Raw genomic sequence first — 16,317 nt, forward strand, 5'->3', positions numbered from 1 at the left:
ATGCCCGGAATGAGCCGACGTGGCCGGGTCACCGTCGGCGTACTCATCGGGATCTTCCTTCTGTTCACCCTGCTCGGCTGGGGGGTGAACGCATGGACCGACTGGTTGTGGTTCGAGGAGGTGGACTACACCCAGGTCTTCACCGGCGTGCTGTTCACCCGGCTGCTGCTGTTCGCGGCGGTCGGCCTGGCCATGGCACTGGTGGTCGCGGCCAACCTGTGGCTGGCGTACCGGCTGCGGCCGACGCTGCGGCCGCACTCGCCGGAACAGGTCAGCCTGGAGCGCTACCGGATGCTGCTCAGCCCCCGGATCGGCATCTGGATCACCGCGGCCGCAGCCCTGGTCGGCGTCTTCGCCGGGCTGTCCGCGCAGAACCGGTGGAGCCAGTGGCTGCTGTTCCGCAACTCCCAGGAGTTCGGCGTCACCGACCCGGAGTTCGGCATCGACATCGGCTTCTACGTCTTCGAGTACCCGTTCCTGCGCTACCTGCTCGGCCTGGCGTTCACCGCCGTGGTGCTGTCGGTGATCGGCGCGCTCGCCGTGCACTACCTCTACGGCGGCGTACGGCTGCAGGGCATCGGCGACCGGATGACCACCGCCGCGCGGGCCCACCTGACCACGCTGGTCGCCGTCTTCGTACTGCTCAAGGCGGTCGCGTACGTGCTGGACCGGCGCGGCATGCTGCTGGAGTACAACGAGCAGGCGCGCATCTACGGCGCCGGCTACGCCGACATCAACGCGCTGCTGCCGGCGAAGGAGATCCTGGCGTACATCTCGATCGTGGTGGCGATCGCGATCATCGTGTTCTCCAACGCGGTGATGCGCAACCTGGTCTGGCCGGGCATCTCGCTGGCGCTGCTCGGCATCTCCGCCGTGGCGATCGGTGGCATCTACCCGTGGGCGGTGCAGACCTTCGAGGTCAACCCGAGCCTGCGGGACAAGGAGGCGGCGTTCATCGAACGGGGCATCGTCGCCACCCGGGAAGCGTTCGGGCTGGACATCAGCCAGCAGACGCCGTACCCGGCGACGAACCTGACCCCGCCGGAGAGCCTGGCCACCGACACGGCGGTGGTGCCCAACATCCGACTGCTCGACCCGCAGCTGGTCTCCGAGACCTACACCCAGCTGCAGCAGGTGCGTGGCTTCTACGACTTCGGCACCAAGCTGGACATCGACCGCTACACCATCGACGACGAGAGGCAGGACTACGTCGTCGGCATGCGGGAGATCAACTACGGCGAGCTGACCGAGCAGCAGAGCAACTGGCTGAACCGGCACACCGTCTTCACCCACGGGTACGGCATGGTCGGCGCGCCGGCCAACCGGGTGGTCTGCGGCGGGCAGCCGTACTTCGTCTCCGGCTTCCTCGGCGACCAGGCCCAGGAGCAGTGCTCCTCGGCCACCGAGGAGATCCCGGTCGAGCAGCCGCGGATCTACTACGGCGAGCAGATGGACGGCACCGACTACGCCATCGTCGGCTCGCCCGGCGACAGCAACGTCGAGTTCGACCGGCCGACCTCCAGCGGCGGCGAGCAGTACTACACCTACACCGGCACCGGCGGGGTCGAGGTCGGTTCGTTCGGCCGCAAACTGCTGTACGCGATCAAGGAGCAGGAGACCAACTTCCTGCTCTCCGAGGCGGTCAACGAGAACTCCAAGCTGCTGTACATCCGCAACCCACGGGACCGGGTGGAGAAGGTCGCCCCGTTCCTGACCATGGACGGCGACCCGTATCCGGCCGTGGTCGACGGCCGGATCCAGTGGATTGTCGACGGCTACACCACCTCGGCGACGTACCCGTACTCGGAGCGGGTGAACCTGCAGGCGGAGACCGCCGACGAGCTCACCGGCCAGGGCACCTTCGTGCTGGCCCGGGAGAACGTCAACTACATCCGCAACTCGGTCAAGGCCACCGTCGACGCGTACGACGGCACCGTCCGGCTCTACGAGTTCGACGAGAACGACCCGGTGCTCAAGGCGTGGAACGCGGCGTTCGGCGGCGACCTGGTCATCCCGAAGGCGGAGACGCCGCAGGAGCTGGTCGACCACTTCCGCTACCCGGCGGACCTGTTCAAGGTGCAGCGCAACCTGCTGGCCCGCTACCACGTCACCAACCCGGCCGAGTTCTTCTCCGGGCAGGACTTCTGGGAGGTGCCGAACGTCCCGGACTCGCCGGACAGCGGGGTCAAGCAGCCGCCGTACTACCTGATGACCCAGCTGCCGGAGCAGGACGAGCCACGGTTCCAGCTGACCTCGGCGGTGACCCCGGCCGGCCGGCAGAACCTGGCTGCGCTGATCTCCGGGTCGTACGTCGACGGGCAGCCGCAGCTTCAGGTGCTGGAGCTGCCCGACCAGACGGCGATCTCCGGCCCGGTGCAGGTGCACCAGCGGATGACCAACAACGCGGCCATCCGGCAGCAGCTGAACCTGCTGTCGTCGAACCAGGCGCAGGTGCAGTACGGCAACCTGCTGTCGCTGCCGTTCGGCAACGGCATGCTCTACGTCGAGCCGGTCTACGTGAAGAGCAACCAGACCAACGCGTACCCGCTGCTGCAGCGGGTGCTGCTCTCCTACGGTGACGGCGGTTCGTACGTGGTGCTGGCCAACAGCGTGCAGGACGGCATCCGGCAGCTGATCGAGCAGGCGGAGGCGGGTGGTGCGCCGACGACCCCGCCGGAGGGCGAGGGCGAGGGTGAGGGCGAGGAGCCCGGTGGCACCCCGACCCCGACCCCGCCGGCCACCGGTGACCCGGGTCTGGTGACGCCGGAGCTGCAGGCGGCCGCCGCCGAGGTCAGCGCCGCGATCGACGAGGCCCGCGCCGCGCAGGCGGCCGGTGACTTCCAGCGGTACGGCGAGGCGCTGGCCCGGCTGGACGTCGCGATGACGGCGTTCCAGGCGGCGCAGCAGGCGGCCGGGGTGGGCGGTGCCCAGCCGCCGACCACCGACCCGTCACCGGGCGCCGATCCGTCGCCGACCGGCTGACACCCAACTGACTGACGCCGAAACCGGCCTCGGTGATCCCGACTTGTCCGCTTTTGTGGGTGGATCAGGGCGGGATCACCGAGGCCAGTCGGTCAGTACGGGGGTCGTTTTGCGGCGGGCTGACGGTATGCGCTAGGGTTAACTCATCGCCGCGGGGTGGAGCAGTTCGGTAGCTCGCTGGGCTCATAACCCAGAGGTCGCAGGTTCAAATCCTGTCCCCGCTACCACGGTGAACGGCCCGCCAGGGATATCCCTGGCGGGCCGCTTCTCGTGTTTTGACCGTTTTGTGGGCAGGGTGGTCTGGCGGTGTGGTGTGGGTGTGTTCGTGGTGGTGTGGGTGAGGGCTGTTATTTGCCCTTGTGGATGGCGGTTCTGCGGATGACGGGGTAGCGGGTGCGGCGTCTGCCGGCGGGGCGTCCGGGGCCGGGGTGGCCGGGTTTCGGGTGGCCTGGTGGTTGCCAGGCGTTGCGCAGAGCGGGCGAAACCTGTCGGCGGGTCTGGCCGGGGGTGGGGGGTGTGGTGGTGGCGGGTTCCCAGGGCAGCCGGTGGTGGGTCAGGTGGGTACGGGCGCAGAACAGGTGCAGGTAGGCGTAGGAGTGCAGGCGGAGCCAGGTGGTCAGGGTGTCGGGTTGGCGGGGGTGGAAGTCCGGGGCGTGGGCGGTGGTCTTCAGGTAGCGGAAGTAGTGCTCGATGTCGAAGCGGGTCAGGTAGGTCATGACGAGGGTGAGCAGGTCACGGCGGGTACCGGAGTACCAGAGCGCGAGGTCGCCCGCGCGGCGGCTGGGGCGCAGGTGCTGGACCCGGGCGAGGAGGACGCTGCCCTCGACGATCGGGAGGGTGGGCTGGTCTTCGAAGCCTCGGCTGGCGCGGGTGAGTTTGGGGTGGACGTGGTGTCAGGCTCGGACGGTGACGGTGCCGTAGATGTCGAGTGGTCCGCTGACGCCGGCGTCGGGGTGTAGGTCGGGCTGGCGTAGGGCCAGGCGGAACCCGTGGCGGCGGGGCCGGCCGCCGAGGGGGTGCGCGGCCCGGCGTTCGGGTCTGGTCCACATGGTCTGCGAGGTCGCCAGCCTGACCAGGACGTCCGCGGGAATGCGGCGTTCGCGTAGCAGGTGGGTGATCCGGGCCGCGGGGTAGCCGGAGTCCAGCAGGAACAGCGACGGATCGGCCGGGCGGGCGGCGTCGGTGGCGCAGATCCGGGCGATGTGGTCCACGGTGACCTCGACCAGGTCGTCGTCGGAGGCGATCCGGTCGGCCAGGACCGGCACGACCCACGAGTCCGGGGTCAGGGTCAACCGGACGACATGCTGATACCGCCACCCGGTCTTGATCAGCGCCGCGCCGCGCGGCCCGCCCGGGGTGTACTGCGGCTGCCGGTCCGGGCTGGTGGCCGCGTTCGGCCGTGGCCACGCGGTGGTGTCGACGGCGTACACCCGGGGCAGGCCGGACCGTGCGGCGATCCGGCACGCCGCCCGCAGCGCCCGGCCGGTGTCGATCTCGCCGTCGCGTAAGGCCCGGTACGCGGCGGCGTGCCCGGTGACGGTGCCCAGCGACAGATGCGCCGGACAGCCACACCGGCCCTGATCGGCGGCCAACTCGTCGACCAGTGTGAACATCGTCCGTGACCGGGACGTGAGGACTCCCTCGTACAGCTCCCGCCGCCACGAGTCCAACAAGATCCGGCCCGGCTCGCTGTCACCGGTGCCGGTAGCCGTTACGCTGCTCATCGAGGACCCTGCCCATTGATGATCTTTGTGTGAGAACTCAGATCATGGACAGGGTCCTCCCTGTTCCGCTAGACCTCGACCACCACGAATCCCCCCGATGGTCAAAACACGAGTGAACGGCCCGCCAGGGATATCCCTGGCGGGCCGTTTCGCGTCCTGGAATCCCGCCGTCCCCGACCGGCCTTCGCCGCCCGCAGGTGCCAGCCGAGACGGGTTTCGGACGGAACCCGTATTCGTACCGTCGTGGGACAGCCACACGGGAGTCAGAGCGCTACAGTGACACAGTATGCGGGCGATCCACACTGGTCGGATACAGTCGCTGCTCGCCTGCCTCGTCCTGATGACGATCGTGATCGCCGATCCGGCACAGAGCCTGGCCGACGAGCCGCTGGATCAGGAAGCGTCCACGCTGGTTTGCCTGTCGCCCCAGCGTCAGCAGCAGGTCGGCCGGGCTGCTGAGTTACTCGGCCTGGTCGAGTCGGCAAGCGGGGACCGGGTGGTGGTAGATGGGCAGCGGGTGGCGATCGCGCGATGGCGGGACACGCATCCGGCCAACTTTGACACCGCCTGCGCCACCATGATCGCGGCGTTGAGCATCGATCCAGACGCAGCACGCACCGGACCGGCCTCCGAGGTGCGTGGCTTGCTGATCGGTGGCGCGCTTACCTTGGTGTCCGCGCTGATCAGCGCGTTGTTCACCAGTGTGCTGACGACCGGCGTCCACCGGCGGACTGAGGCACGCCAGCAGGCCATCCGGCTTCGGGTGGCCGTGGCCGAGTTCATTCGGGCAGCCGACGAGTCTCTCACCCGGTACGCAGATGCCTCCGCCAGACAACCGAAGGGGACCAGCCTCGACGAGCCCCGCCTCCGGCTGATGCTGCATCTCGATGCCCTACCGGCGGTCCTGGGCCCATCAATGGAGGCAATCCGTGATTCTGTCGAAACTTTCTGTGATTCGATGCGCGATTCGTGGTCCGGGCCGGACCGGTCGGCGGACAGCCCTCGGGTACGGGAGGCGCGGACCGGATTGATGCACCTGCGAACGGCGGTCGAACAGGCAGCTCGAGAGGTGGAGCGGGCTGCTGGTGCTATCGGCCTGCGACGGTGACAACGGTAGCGGCATGGGTGGGAGGGCATCGTGATGACACAGACCAGCAGTGCTGATACGGGTAGGCCTGAGGAGATTCCGAACCCTTTCGAGTTGCCCCCCGTACTGGGTCAGTCGCTCCGCGCGCTGAGACCGTGGCACGACAGGGAACATGAGGCGTACTACCTTCCGGTGGACAGAGCCGAGGAGGGATACCGCAGCTTCGTCAACCATCTACCGGACCCGTCGACGCACCTTACTAGATTCGGTCAGTTGGTGGTGGTGGCCGGGCCCACGGGCTGCGGGCGTACCTCGCTGATCCACAGGTGCGTACACCACTTGAAGCAGGAGTTCGATGGTGCCTCCGGTGGCCGGATCATGGCCGCGCCGGTGGCCGACCTCAGTAGAGAGCTGGCGTTCGATCTCGAAACGGTTGGTCGCAGGGGCGATTTTGACCAGTATCTGGCCCTGCTGGCGTACAAGATCAGGAGCAGGCTGTCCCGGCAGCTTGAGGCGCTGTCGGACCCGGGGGAGCAACCGATGCCGGGGAGGGTGGCGTTCACGCGACTCGAGCGGGATCTCGAGGAAGCGGACGCTGTCGCGATCATCGTGCTACCGCAGTTCAACGACGCGACATGGAAGCGATCGGTGCTTTCGCTGCAGGCTATGCACCCGATCAACCACTATCTCGACCTTGTTGGCGAGCGCATGATCTTTTTTGCAGAGAGCGAAAATCCCGAGCAGATCAAGGACTGGAGCGATCGAGTCCGGGGCGAAGCCAGGGAGGGTGTTCTTGTGATCGAGGTGGGCATGCTGACCGGTGCGGACGGGTGGACATTTGCCAACGGTCGGCTGCAGATGTGTGATCATCCTCGGGTTCCGACGGTCACCGCCGAAACCATGCACGCGGTGATGGATGATCATCGTTCGATGTCCTTGAAGCAACTCCAGAAGATGTGTTTTCATTTATGGGACGAGGCTCGGCGTCGCCCAGGTGCCAAGGAAGTCAGCAAGCACGACTTCGACCGATACTATGTAGACCGGCGCGACGGCTACCGGCCTCGTGGCCGGGGCATCAAGAATGGATGACCATGAATGCCCCATCGGGAGAGTCGCAGGCGGTCGGGGTCAACCCGTACTCGCCAACCGCTGTTGCGCGTGTCTCGGAAGTCGGCCAGAGCCTGCCGACAGTGTCGACCCGCGCGGTCGAGGAGGCGTTCCGCTATCTTGATGCCTTCCTGGCGCAGGCCGTTCATCTGGAGCGGGTCGGGCTGTCCGGTCGCCTGCTGACTGTGGTGGGTGAGTACGGTACCGGCAAGTCTCACCTTGCCGCGGCCCTGCTGTATCGGGCTCGTCGATCGGGTGACTCGGCGGTACGCACCCTGTACGTTGAGGCGCCCCAGTTCGGCTCGTTGGTCGACCTGTACAAGCGCTTCGTCGGTCGTCTCGACCGGGAGGACATCGTCGACCTCCTGCGCGACTACTACTCCGAGGTGGTCGCCGATGGACTCAGCCACGTGCCACATGCGCAGCAGATCGCTGAAGACCTGCGACGACATGTCATCGAGCCGCAGGCAGTGGTCGACGACCTCGGGTTGCCGGAGAGCGTCCTGCTGCCCCAGTTGCAGGACCGGCTGATCGAGGCAACCGGCGATGACGACCTGGGTACGGCGATGACGTTGCTGCTCGACGAGCGGACCGCGGTGCAAGCGTGGGACTGGTTGATCGGCAATCGGTCGGACGGCTTCGTCACGGAGCACGGACTGTCGAAGTACATCGATAGTTCAGCTGCTGCCATGTCGGCGATCATCGCTCTACTGAACTTGCACGGCCGCAGTGGCCGTCGACTCGTCGTCGTACTGGACGAACTCGACCGGGTGCTCGATCCGGCGGATCCGCGAGATGTGGGCGTGATCGGGCAGTTTCGAGATCTGCTAACTGCGGTGGAGGAGTCCGGAACATTCTTGATCATCACTGGTTTGGTGGAGATCACCCCGCAACTGCAGGGAGACGTGTTGCAGCGGATGGGGTATGCCGTCCGGATGACTCCGCTTACGGCGCAGGAGGCACGTGAGCTGATTGAGCAGAGCCATCTTGCGGCACGAGGTGACAGCGATATCGCCCCGTTCCTCGACGATGCCGTGCAGTACCTCGTTGACATGACCCACGGCGTTCCACGGCAGTTTATCAAGCTCTGCCATCATCTGTACCGACGCGCTGAGCTCGAAAGTACGGTGATAGGAATCGAGCTTGTCCAATTGGTGGCTCGGGATCATTTCGACTTCGCCACCATTGACGATGTGCGACGTGAGGTGATGCTGACCCTCGAACGCGAAGCCATCGGATTTGAGCGGCGTCGTCAGCTTGACGTCGACGGCCGGTCGTTGCTCGACCTCGTGGTGCTGAACGAGGGCGGTGAGCCGAGTTGCGTCATCCTGCTCTCCGAGGGCATCATGCGGGAATCGGACGTCGAACGGGTCGCTCGCCGGGCTGCGGCCGCTCGGGCTGAAAGCGTCGACGTCGAGATTATCCTGGTGGTGGTCGGTTACCTGGCACCCGACGTGGCATCGAACGTCCGCAACGTTGTCCTGGCCGAACCGATCGAGTACGAACGTCGAACGTTTGCGAGCGCCGTGGTTGCCAGGATCGATCATGTGCTACAGCGTGACCGGTTGAGCGAGACTGATCCGGTCCGGCTTATGGTTGCCCGGGTCGATCGGCTCGTTCGTCAGCAGGCTGGCGCGTACACCATGATCGACCGGCTTGAGCAGCAGGTCCGTGACATGCGGCGGTCGACTAACCAACGCCTCAGAGAGATATCCGTCGATGTGGCTGGCCTACTCACTGGGACAGTGTCAGTGGACCGAGCCGTCTCTGCGCCGACCCAGCCCGGCCCGATGGACGAGATGGGCGAGATCGACGAACTGTTTGAGACGGCGATCGAGGCTGCCGTACGGCTCGGTGACGGACTGCCAGACGCCTTCACCCAAGCATTCAGAGCAGCTCCAGGCCTCTCAACGGCGATCAGATCCGCACAGGAGCGTATCCACGGGTGGACCGCCGATCCCGACATCTTCAGCCTGCTGGGTACGGCCGTGTTCCTGCAATCCCTGATCGAATCGTTCCGGCAGGCGGTCGTCGAATGGCGAATGCGGCGGGTGTCGGTGGACCGCACCGACGCCGCGTCGTCGAGCACCGACCTGGAACGGCTGGACGTTCTCTGCCTCACCTACGAGGCGATTGTCGACTACGCGTCGTTGCAACATCTCAAACGTCTAGCCGAGTCCATGGCGTTGCCGCCGGAAGCGGCCACCGCGACTGGTCCGCACCCAATGCATCTCGATGACATTCGGGAGGTGTTCGGAGGGCTTGGCGCACGGGTACGGGCGGCGGCGCGACGGACGATCGGCGACATGTGATCGGTCGGCGTCACGCCTCCGGCACGTCAACGAAGCGGCTGGACGGTAGCAGCGGCCGGGCCGCATACCGACAGGACGACCTCGGTCAAGCGATTATCGGCCATGTCCACCTGGTCCTGATCGAGGCACAGGCCGATGACGTACTCCCGCGCGGACAGACGGTAGTAGTAGATCGCGCCGATGTCCGTATCGAGCACCGCGCGAACGACCGGTCCACCGATCGCAGGGCGGGCGGTCCGGCCGAGTTCCCTGAGGTAGGCGGCGGTCGCGGGACCGATTTCGTTGACCTGCTTGCGTCGGTAGCTGGGCGAGTGGCGGTAGGCAACCCCACGTAGCTCGGGCGTACCGAGCGCGTCGACCGAGAACAGCTGTGCCTTGTCGTTGAAGCACGCGACAAGGTGCAGGCCAGTGCCGTCGACGGCGGCTGCGCAGGCGTTGAAGGCCCAGTGACTGCGGTCGCCGGTGATCGCTAGGGGGTGCCGTGGGTCGGCGGACGTTTCGAGGTTCCGCCGCGTCGTGGAATCGATGGCCGGCACCGGCCGGGGCGCGCTCGCCGACTGTTGGCGCGGGCTGTCGGCCGCGTCGCGGTCGAACGCGGACTTCCTGAAGTGTTTTGTGTCCCAGGCACCCAGGTTCTGTCGGGGCAGCCGAATGCCAGCTCTGATCTGATCGACCAGCTGTGAGAGCGCGCTGTCAGCCTCTTGCACGGCAGGCTGCCGGGCCAGCGACGCGACCTGGTCGGTGGTCAGACCCAGAGTCCCGGCGACGAGCAGCACACCGGGAACTACCCGGGCACAGTAGAAGGCTCCGCCGGCCGATTGGAGCACCGTGCGCAGCGGCACGCCCTGACCGAGGGGCCGTAGCCACTCGTGCATCACCTGTCCTGACTGAAAACTCAGCCGCCTCGCCACGCGGCGGCAGTTCTCGACAAGTCGATCGTCGTCCTGGCCGGGCCCAGCAGATGAGTACAGGTCGAAGTCACGGGATCCGGGACTGCAATGCGCCAGGTAGTGCAGCGGTCCGTCAGCCCGGAAGAGGCCACGACAGTAGGCGATCCGATCGTCGACGTCGCTGAACTGGCGACCAGTCGGCTCCTGCGTCACGATGATCGCGTCGGAGTACTCTCGGTGCGACGAGCCGATCACCGAGTCCGCATGTCGTCCCTGCTCTGTCGGCACTTGAGACTTCCTCTGCTGTGGTCGTGGTTCGCCGGGATGTGGGGTCGGGTTCGCCAGATGCTTTTCAGCGCCGCGGGATGTCGATATCGAGGTCGTGGGTGGATATCGGGTTGGTGGGACCCGTTCCGGCGGATCGACGCGCTGCCTGCTCCCATACTCGGAGATTGGCACGCGCGATGTCGGGGTACGGATGTCCTGGTGGCAGGTCCTCCTCACACAGTTCGACGGCCTGACCAGCGAGTCGCATCGCGGCGTCTACCGCACCACCGTGCCCCAGGTTGCCGGCCTGGTTGATCGTTGCCGCGAGCACCCACGGGTGGGTCTCGGCCGGCACAGCGGTCCGGATGATCCGCAAACCGTGGTCACCGATCCGCCGGCTCTCGTCGAGATCGCCGACACCGCGTAGGAACAGCGCGAGATTGACCAGGCAGATGCCGGTGAGCGGATGCTCCGGGCCAAGTTGGCGCTGGTAGCCGCGGTAGCAGGACTGCCCGAACTCCACCACTCGTGCTGGCGTCTCCCGCAGCAGATGCATGTCGGTGGCCAGCGCGAGCTTGCAGGCCAAGGTGTCGAGATGATTTGTCCCGCGAAGCTGCTGGTACCCGCGCAGCGCGTCGGCGTGATTCTCCTTGGCCTGAGGCACCATGTTCTTGCGGCGTTGGGTGACCGCGAGTACCCGGATGATCCGCAGCGCGCTCGCGCTGTCCGTCGGGATCTTGCCGGTCGGATGGCCCAGCCAACCGCGAGCATCGTCGATGGTCCGAGTCGCAGCCTGGTAGTCGCCCAGCTCACGTTGATATGTCGCCAGGTTGGCAGCGGCCCACCAGAGGAAGGGGTCCCTCGTGCCGAACACCCGCAAACGGCGGTTGACCACTTCTCGTTCCACCACCATCGCGGTGTAGAGGTCGCCGTCGAAGTACGACGACAGCGCCAGGTTGTGCGCGACCATCAAGGTCTGCTGGTGCTCCTCGCCGTAGGCTTTGCGCAGAATGTCGTAGGCGACGCCTTCGTGACTCTTGGCGAGCTCGAACTCTCCGAGCGCCCGTACGTCCCCGGCGATTCCCTGCAGCGTGGTCGCGGTGTTCGGATGCTCCTGCCCGATGGTGTGCAACTGCAGTAGCCGCAGTTGCTGAGCGATCTCGAGAGACTCGCGGTACCGTCCCATCCAGCGCAGCAGACTCGCCTGCTCACCCCGTAGCTGCATATGGATGCGATCGGTGGGCGGCACCGCTGACGACCAGTGGCCGAGAGCCTCGTCGATGACCTTCAGGGCGACGTTCGCGCTGTCCCAGGTCTCCTGCCGGCGCATGTACCGAACTTGTCGGACGACCCACCTGCGCACCTTCGGGTCGGTCTCGGCTACGGCACCGCTGGGCAGCAGATGGGGTTGCAGCTCGGCGAGGCGGTGCCGTTGCCAGCCGCCGTCGACCTCAGCTCCGGTTGGGGCGTAACTGGCCAGGCCGAGCCGCAGGTGGCGGCGAACCTCGGCGGCCCGATCCGGCGGCAGAGCGTCACGTACCGCGTCCTGCACCGCTCGGTGGATACGGATCGAGGGACGCTGCCCCCAACGTACGTCGAAGACGCCGAACCGGGCCCCGGTCCAGACGACCCCGTCGAAGATCGCGGGGTCGTTGCGCACGCGCTCTCCGCCATCGTCCGACAGCGTGGCCAGCTGATCGATCATCGAACTCGAGCGGAGCAGCGTGAGACTGATGTCGTCGGTCGACAGGAAGGAGCACATCTCGGCGAGGTGGATGGCTATCCGACCAATCTCCGTCTGCCGCAGCGTCGCCTCCAACGCGCGCCAGGATCGCCGTAGCGCGTGGTAGGTGGGATCGTCGTCGGGCACCGACCCCGCCGGGGATGAGTTCGCATCGGTGGGCAGGCCGGCCAGAGATTCCGGCCGAAGGCTGGCGACCATCGCTTCGGTAGCGGCTTCGAGATCTGCGGGGGCGTACGCCATCAGGTGGTGTCGGCTCTCCCGCAGCCACGCCCCGCTCAGCCGCAACGAGAGCGGGAGCTGCCCCACCTGGGCGACAACCGCCGCGCAGTGCTCCTCGCTCAGTTCCGGCACGTAGGTGCGCAGCAACTCGGTTGCGTCGTCCGTCCCGAGGTGGGTCACGACGAGCAAACGCGGGGCGGGCGTATCAGTGATCCTTGATGTCACCACCACGTGTCCGGCGGCGGACCCGACCCACTCGAGAAGCTCCCGATCGTCGAGCCCGTCGAAGATGAAGAGGCACGGTCTCCTGGCCGCGAGCTGCAACAAGTGGTCGAATGCTTGTCGCGGCTGCTCCTCAACGCCCTCGGTGTCCACCTCGGATGGATTCGGATCCAGCAGCTGGAACTGCTCGTTGAGTCTGCGTAGCGCAAGGGCGATCGATTCCCAGCTGTCCGCCGGGATCCACCAGACGATGTCGTAGTCCTTATGGAACCGGTGGGCGTACTCGTTGGCCAGCTCGCTCTTGCCGACTCCGGTTGCACCAACTACCAGAACAGGCCCGGGGCCGTCGGCGAGCAACCTGTCGCGGAGAGTTTCGAGATCGTCGGCTCGGCCGGTGAACTGCTGATTGCGGCCGGGAAGGTCGACGGCCGGCGGCAGCTGGCGATGTTCCGGCGGGCCGCCCGGATAGCGCGGGCGGAACCCGGCACCATCGTCGTAGGGCGTCTCGATGAGCAGGAAATGCCGACGTAGCCGTGCCTCGGCGTCACCGGCGGACAGGCCGACCAGATCGAGACACGGCACTGTGGCATCGAAGTCGGCCGGGGTCTGGGCGGTGACGGCCACCTGTACGACGGGGTCGGATACGTCCGAGACCTGATCGGATACTTCAGTCGGCGACAACACCGCGTCGCGGAGCCGTTCGGCGATGCGGCGTACTCGCCCGTCGGCCGTGGCGAGCCCACCGATCACGACGAGGCTCGGCGGCGTCGACTGCTCGATCCACGAATCATCGGCGGGTAGCCGGCTGGCGGGCAGGCCCTGTTGTCGCAACCGGTCGGTGATCCAGTCCGCCCAGCGTCGGTCGGCCGGTCGGTACGCAAGGTAGACCTTCTCCGGCTCGGCCTGCGGATCGAACCCGAGCGCCCGCTCGTAGCGCATCCGTAGCCGTCGACCGACATCTGGAGCGGAAAGAACGGCACCGTCGGTCATCGCGTGGACGACGCTCGTCAGACCCGCCCGGAGGCTGCCGCGATCGAGAATGATGGCGAGAGCTTCCCGCTCGATGTCGTACGAGTGGCGCGGCACCTCGACGAACGACACGGTGACACCAGCGCTTGCCGGCCCGGCGAGCTGGGCGAACTGTTGCCGGGCGGCGTGTAGCCGCTCGGCAACGTGGGGTTCGCCGGGCCGTACCTGGGTCGGGGTGGCCACCAGGCGTAGACCGACAGGAGCCGCGTTGACCAACGCGCCTGCCAGGCGCAACGCGTCCTGCTGCACCCGCTGGTGCGACCGGAAGCAGACCGCGGCGGCGTCACAGAGGCAGGCGAGCTGGTGCAGCGCGCTCTGCGGGTTCTGCGGCGGTGCGTCGAGCAGCACGTAGTGGTAGCTGGTCTGCTGCAGCAGACGTCGGAGCTGACTACCGTCGCCGGCACCGTCGGGCAGTGCTGCCGGGTAGAAGCTGTCGGAGGACGCGGTGACGACGTCCACGGCGTCGGCCCAACCAGCTGCCTGGAAGCGTTGGACACGGGTCTCCGGCGTCGTCTCGGTGCGGTCGGCGATCATCCGTAGAGCTGCGCCGAGCGGTTCGTCAACGGACGTGGTCACGTCAAGGAAGGGATGTAGGTAGTCCTGGACCCGGGGTGCGTTACCTCCCCAGTCGAGAATGAGGACCCGGTGCCCGGTGCTGGCGAGTATCCAGGCGATGTTGGCGACGATGCTCGTCTGCCCGGCGCCGCCGCCGGGGGAGACGAAGACCAACACTTCAGCCGTCTGCCGCCCCGTGCCGGTCTTGCTCGCCGCGGTCGTCGTCGGTGTGTCGGTCATCTTGAATCTCTTTCGATCATGAGGGTTGTGCGGCGCTGCTCGCCGGATCGCCATCGTGTTGACCAAGGAAGAAGGCGATCGGATTCAATCGTTCGTCGAGTAGGTGATCGAGGGAGATCTGCAGGGCATCTGGTGGTAACTCGGACAGGGTGTGCAGGTCGACGTCGGTGAGGTCGACGAGAAGTGTCTCTTGCTCGTGCCGATCTTGGGTCATTCGCCGGTCCTGTCTGCCGGGGGTGCCCTGTTGCGCGGGAGCATCGTCGCTCGCTGCGGCGTGGAACGCCAATCGTAGTGCAGATCGCCGAAATCCTCACCGACGTCGCGCAGTCTCTGTGGACGCTGCGGAAAGTCGGATCCACGACTGTCGGACAGTCGGGCGGGTCAATGTCACTTCCTCGGGTGATCGACCATGCGCTCCACTCGGCGGCAATGATGTGCGATCATCGATGAATAGGTGGGGCGAAGACTGCGGTAGCAAGTCGGTAACCAGGCGCTTCGGGAGCAGGCATGATCCAACCGCACCGATTCTCGAGGAACATGCTGACTGAGTTCGCGCAAGGTGGTGGTGCCCCCGCCGGCATCCGAGTCCTCGCCGGACTGCAGAACAGCCGCAGCAGACTGTTCTGCTGGATGCTGCCCGACCTCGCGCGACGGACCAGCCATCCGGAAGCAAGACAGACCATGTACGCATACCGGCTGCTGGCTGATCTCGAGCGCGACTCGACCACTGCGGTGCACGACGTACTCTGCTATCCGGCGGTTGGGGCATGGCTGGGTCGCACCGTGGCGGCGCTTTCCAGCCACCGACCCGCTCAACCGGGCCGACTCGCCCTGGTCGCGGCCGCAGTGGCGGCACGTTGCGGGGCCACCGCCGAGGTGCCGCTCGGCGCAAGTCGTTCCGACCACGGCATCGTGCTGCCGTCCCTGGGCATCGCGACCCTGCCTGGAGGCACCTGCGACTCGCTACGCGTGCGGCGCGCGGACGGTGACCTGGTGCTGCTGGAACGGGCCGGGCGGCAGGTGATCGTTCCCACCCCGACGGCTCACCGATCTGCGGCTGGGGACAGGCCGACCTCGCGGGGCTGGGACGGTCTACCGCAGGTGCTGATCCGCCGGCAGGTCACCATTGACGGTTCGGGGTGGCAAGGGCTCGGCAACGACGAACCAGGGTGGCCCCGTACCGTCGACGAGCGCCACCTCGACCTGCGCCGCTGGACCGGCGGCGTCCGCGCTGGCTGGCTGCTGCTCGCCGAACATCATCCCGAGGTCGCGGCGGAGGTCGCCGAGTGCGTCACCGCCGTCGTACCGATGCAACTGCTGGGCAGTTCGGTCGGCAGTGCTACCTTCGCGGGCGCATTTGGTGCCGTCGCAATGTCCTCCCCGGACGACACGCGGACGGTAGCGGTCACCCTCGCACACGAACTGCAGCACGCCAAGCTGCTCGCACTGAGCGACGCCCTCCCGCTGATCGTTCCGACGGATGACGACAAGCGCTACTACGCGCCGTGGCGCCGGGATCTGCGGCCCCTAGCCGCGCTGCTGCACGGCGCGTACGCCCATCTCGCGGTCGCCACGTTCTGGCAACGGCAGCAACGGGTCGAAACCGATCCGACCGACATCCACCTCGCCCAGGTACGGTTCGCCCGGTGGCGCGCCGCCGTGCGGGACACGTTGCAGGTGATCAGTCGGAGCGGCCAGCTGACCGGGACTGGTCAGATGCTGGTCGACGGGATGTGGACGGCGGCGGACCGGCTCACGCGCGAGCGGCTGCCTGCCGCTGCCCGCCGCGAAGCCGCAGAGATTGCCGCCTCCCACCGCAGTCATGTTGACGTCGGCTGAGGAGGGTGACCGTCGGTCGACTTTGCCGCGCTCGGCGGACCTGCTGTGGCCCGGAGGTCCCCGCTACCACGGTGAACGGCCCGCCAGGGATCTCCCTGGC

Annotated in this window: 10 protein-coding genes and 1 tRNA gene; 6 read left to right on the plus strand and 5 right to left on the minus strand. The window is 66.9% G+C overall.

Annotated features, from left to right (window positions below; all coding sequences use genetic code 11):
- Window positions 1–9 precede the first annotated feature (9 nt).
- Entirely contained in the window at window positions 10–2,982 is a 2,973-nt protein-coding gene (locus ACN27J_RS28355) for a UPF0182 family protein (RefSeq protein WP_421372549.1), read from the plus strand.
- A 150-nt stretch (window positions 2,983–3,132) separates the two neighbouring features.
- A tRNA-Met gene (locus ACN27J_RS28360) sits at window positions 3,133–3,209 on the plus strand.
- Between the two features lie 120 nt (window positions 3,210–3,329).
- Here ACN27J_RS28360 and ACN27J_RS28365 read toward each other — a convergent pair.
- Window positions 3,330–3,698 (minus strand): hypothetical protein, encoded by a 369-nt coding sequence (locus ACN27J_RS28365; RefSeq protein ID WP_421370913.1) that lies wholly within the window; start codon window positions 3,696–3,698, stop codon window positions 3,330–3,332.
- A 177-nt stretch (window positions 3,699–3,875) separates the two neighbouring features.
- A complete protein-coding gene (locus ACN27J_RS28370; RefSeq protein ID WP_421370914.1) occupies window positions 3,876–4,706 on the minus strand; it encodes a transposase in 831 nt (276 codons plus the stop codon).
- A gap of 286 nt (window positions 4,707–4,992) precedes the next feature.
- Between ACN27J_RS28370 and ACN27J_RS28375 the strand changes: the two genes are divergently transcribed.
- The 3 genes from ACN27J_RS28375 (at window position 4,993) to ACN27J_RS28385 (ending at window position 9,212) form a co-directional block, all read left to right on the plus strand.
- Complete coding sequence (locus ACN27J_RS28375; RefSeq protein ID WP_421370915.1) at window positions 4,993–5,814, plus strand: hypothetical protein; 822 nt, start codon at window positions 4,993–4,995, stop codon at window positions 5,812–5,814.
- 318 nt (window positions 5,815–6,132) lie between these two features.
- Window positions 6,133–6,882 carry a hypothetical protein gene (locus ACN27J_RS28380; protein WP_421370916.1) on the plus strand — a complete coding sequence of 250 codons (750 nt, stop codon included), beginning with the start codon at window positions 6,133–6,135 and terminating at the stop codon, window positions 6,880–6,882.
- Entirely contained in the window at window positions 6,879–9,212 is a 2,334-nt protein-coding gene (locus tag ACN27J_RS28385; RefSeq protein WP_421370918.1) for an AAA family ATPase, read from the plus strand. The genes ACN27J_RS28380 and ACN27J_RS28385 overlap by 4 nt, the downstream gene beginning before the upstream one ends.
- Window positions 9,213–9,238: 26 nt before the next feature.
- Here the strand turns inward: ACN27J_RS28385 and ACN27J_RS28390 are convergent, their stop codons facing one another.
- From ACN27J_RS28390 to ACN27J_RS28400, 3 genes are all read right to left on the minus strand, one after another.
- Window positions 9,239–10,390 (minus strand): hypothetical protein, encoded by a 1,152-nt coding sequence (locus ACN27J_RS28390; protein ID WP_421370920.1) that lies wholly within the window; start codon window positions 10,388–10,390, stop codon window positions 9,239–9,241.
- A 64-nt stretch (window positions 10,391–10,454) separates the two neighbouring features.
- Window positions 10,455–14,378 (minus strand): FxSxx-COOH system tetratricopeptide repeat protein, encoded by a 3,924-nt coding sequence (fxsT, locus tag ACN27J_RS28395; protein WP_421370922.1) that lies wholly within the window; start codon window positions 14,376–14,378, stop codon window positions 10,455–10,457.
- 16 nt (window positions 14,379–14,394) lie between these two features.
- Window positions 14,395–14,592, minus strand: a complete 198-nt coding sequence (locus ACN27J_RS28400; RefSeq protein ID WP_416552250.1) for a hypothetical protein — start codon at window positions 14,590–14,592, stop codon at window positions 14,395–14,397.
- Window positions 14,593–14,915: 323 nt separating this feature from the next.
- Here ACN27J_RS28400 and ACN27J_RS28405 point away from each other — a divergent pair, with 323 nt between their 5' ends.
- The gene (locus ACN27J_RS28405; RefSeq protein ID WP_421370925.1) at window positions 14,916–16,217 is read left to right on the plus strand and encodes an aKG-HExxH-type peptide beta-hydroxylase; all 1,302 of its coding nucleotides are present in this window, start codon (window positions 14,916–14,918) and stop codon (window positions 16,215–16,217) included.
- Window positions 16,218–16,317 lie beyond the last annotated feature (100 nt).

This window comes from Solwaraspora sp. WMMB762, assembly GCF_049179115.1.
In the GTDB taxonomy this organism is placed as follows: Bacteria; Actinomycetota; Actinomycetes; order Mycobacteriales; family Micromonosporaceae; genus Micromonospora_E.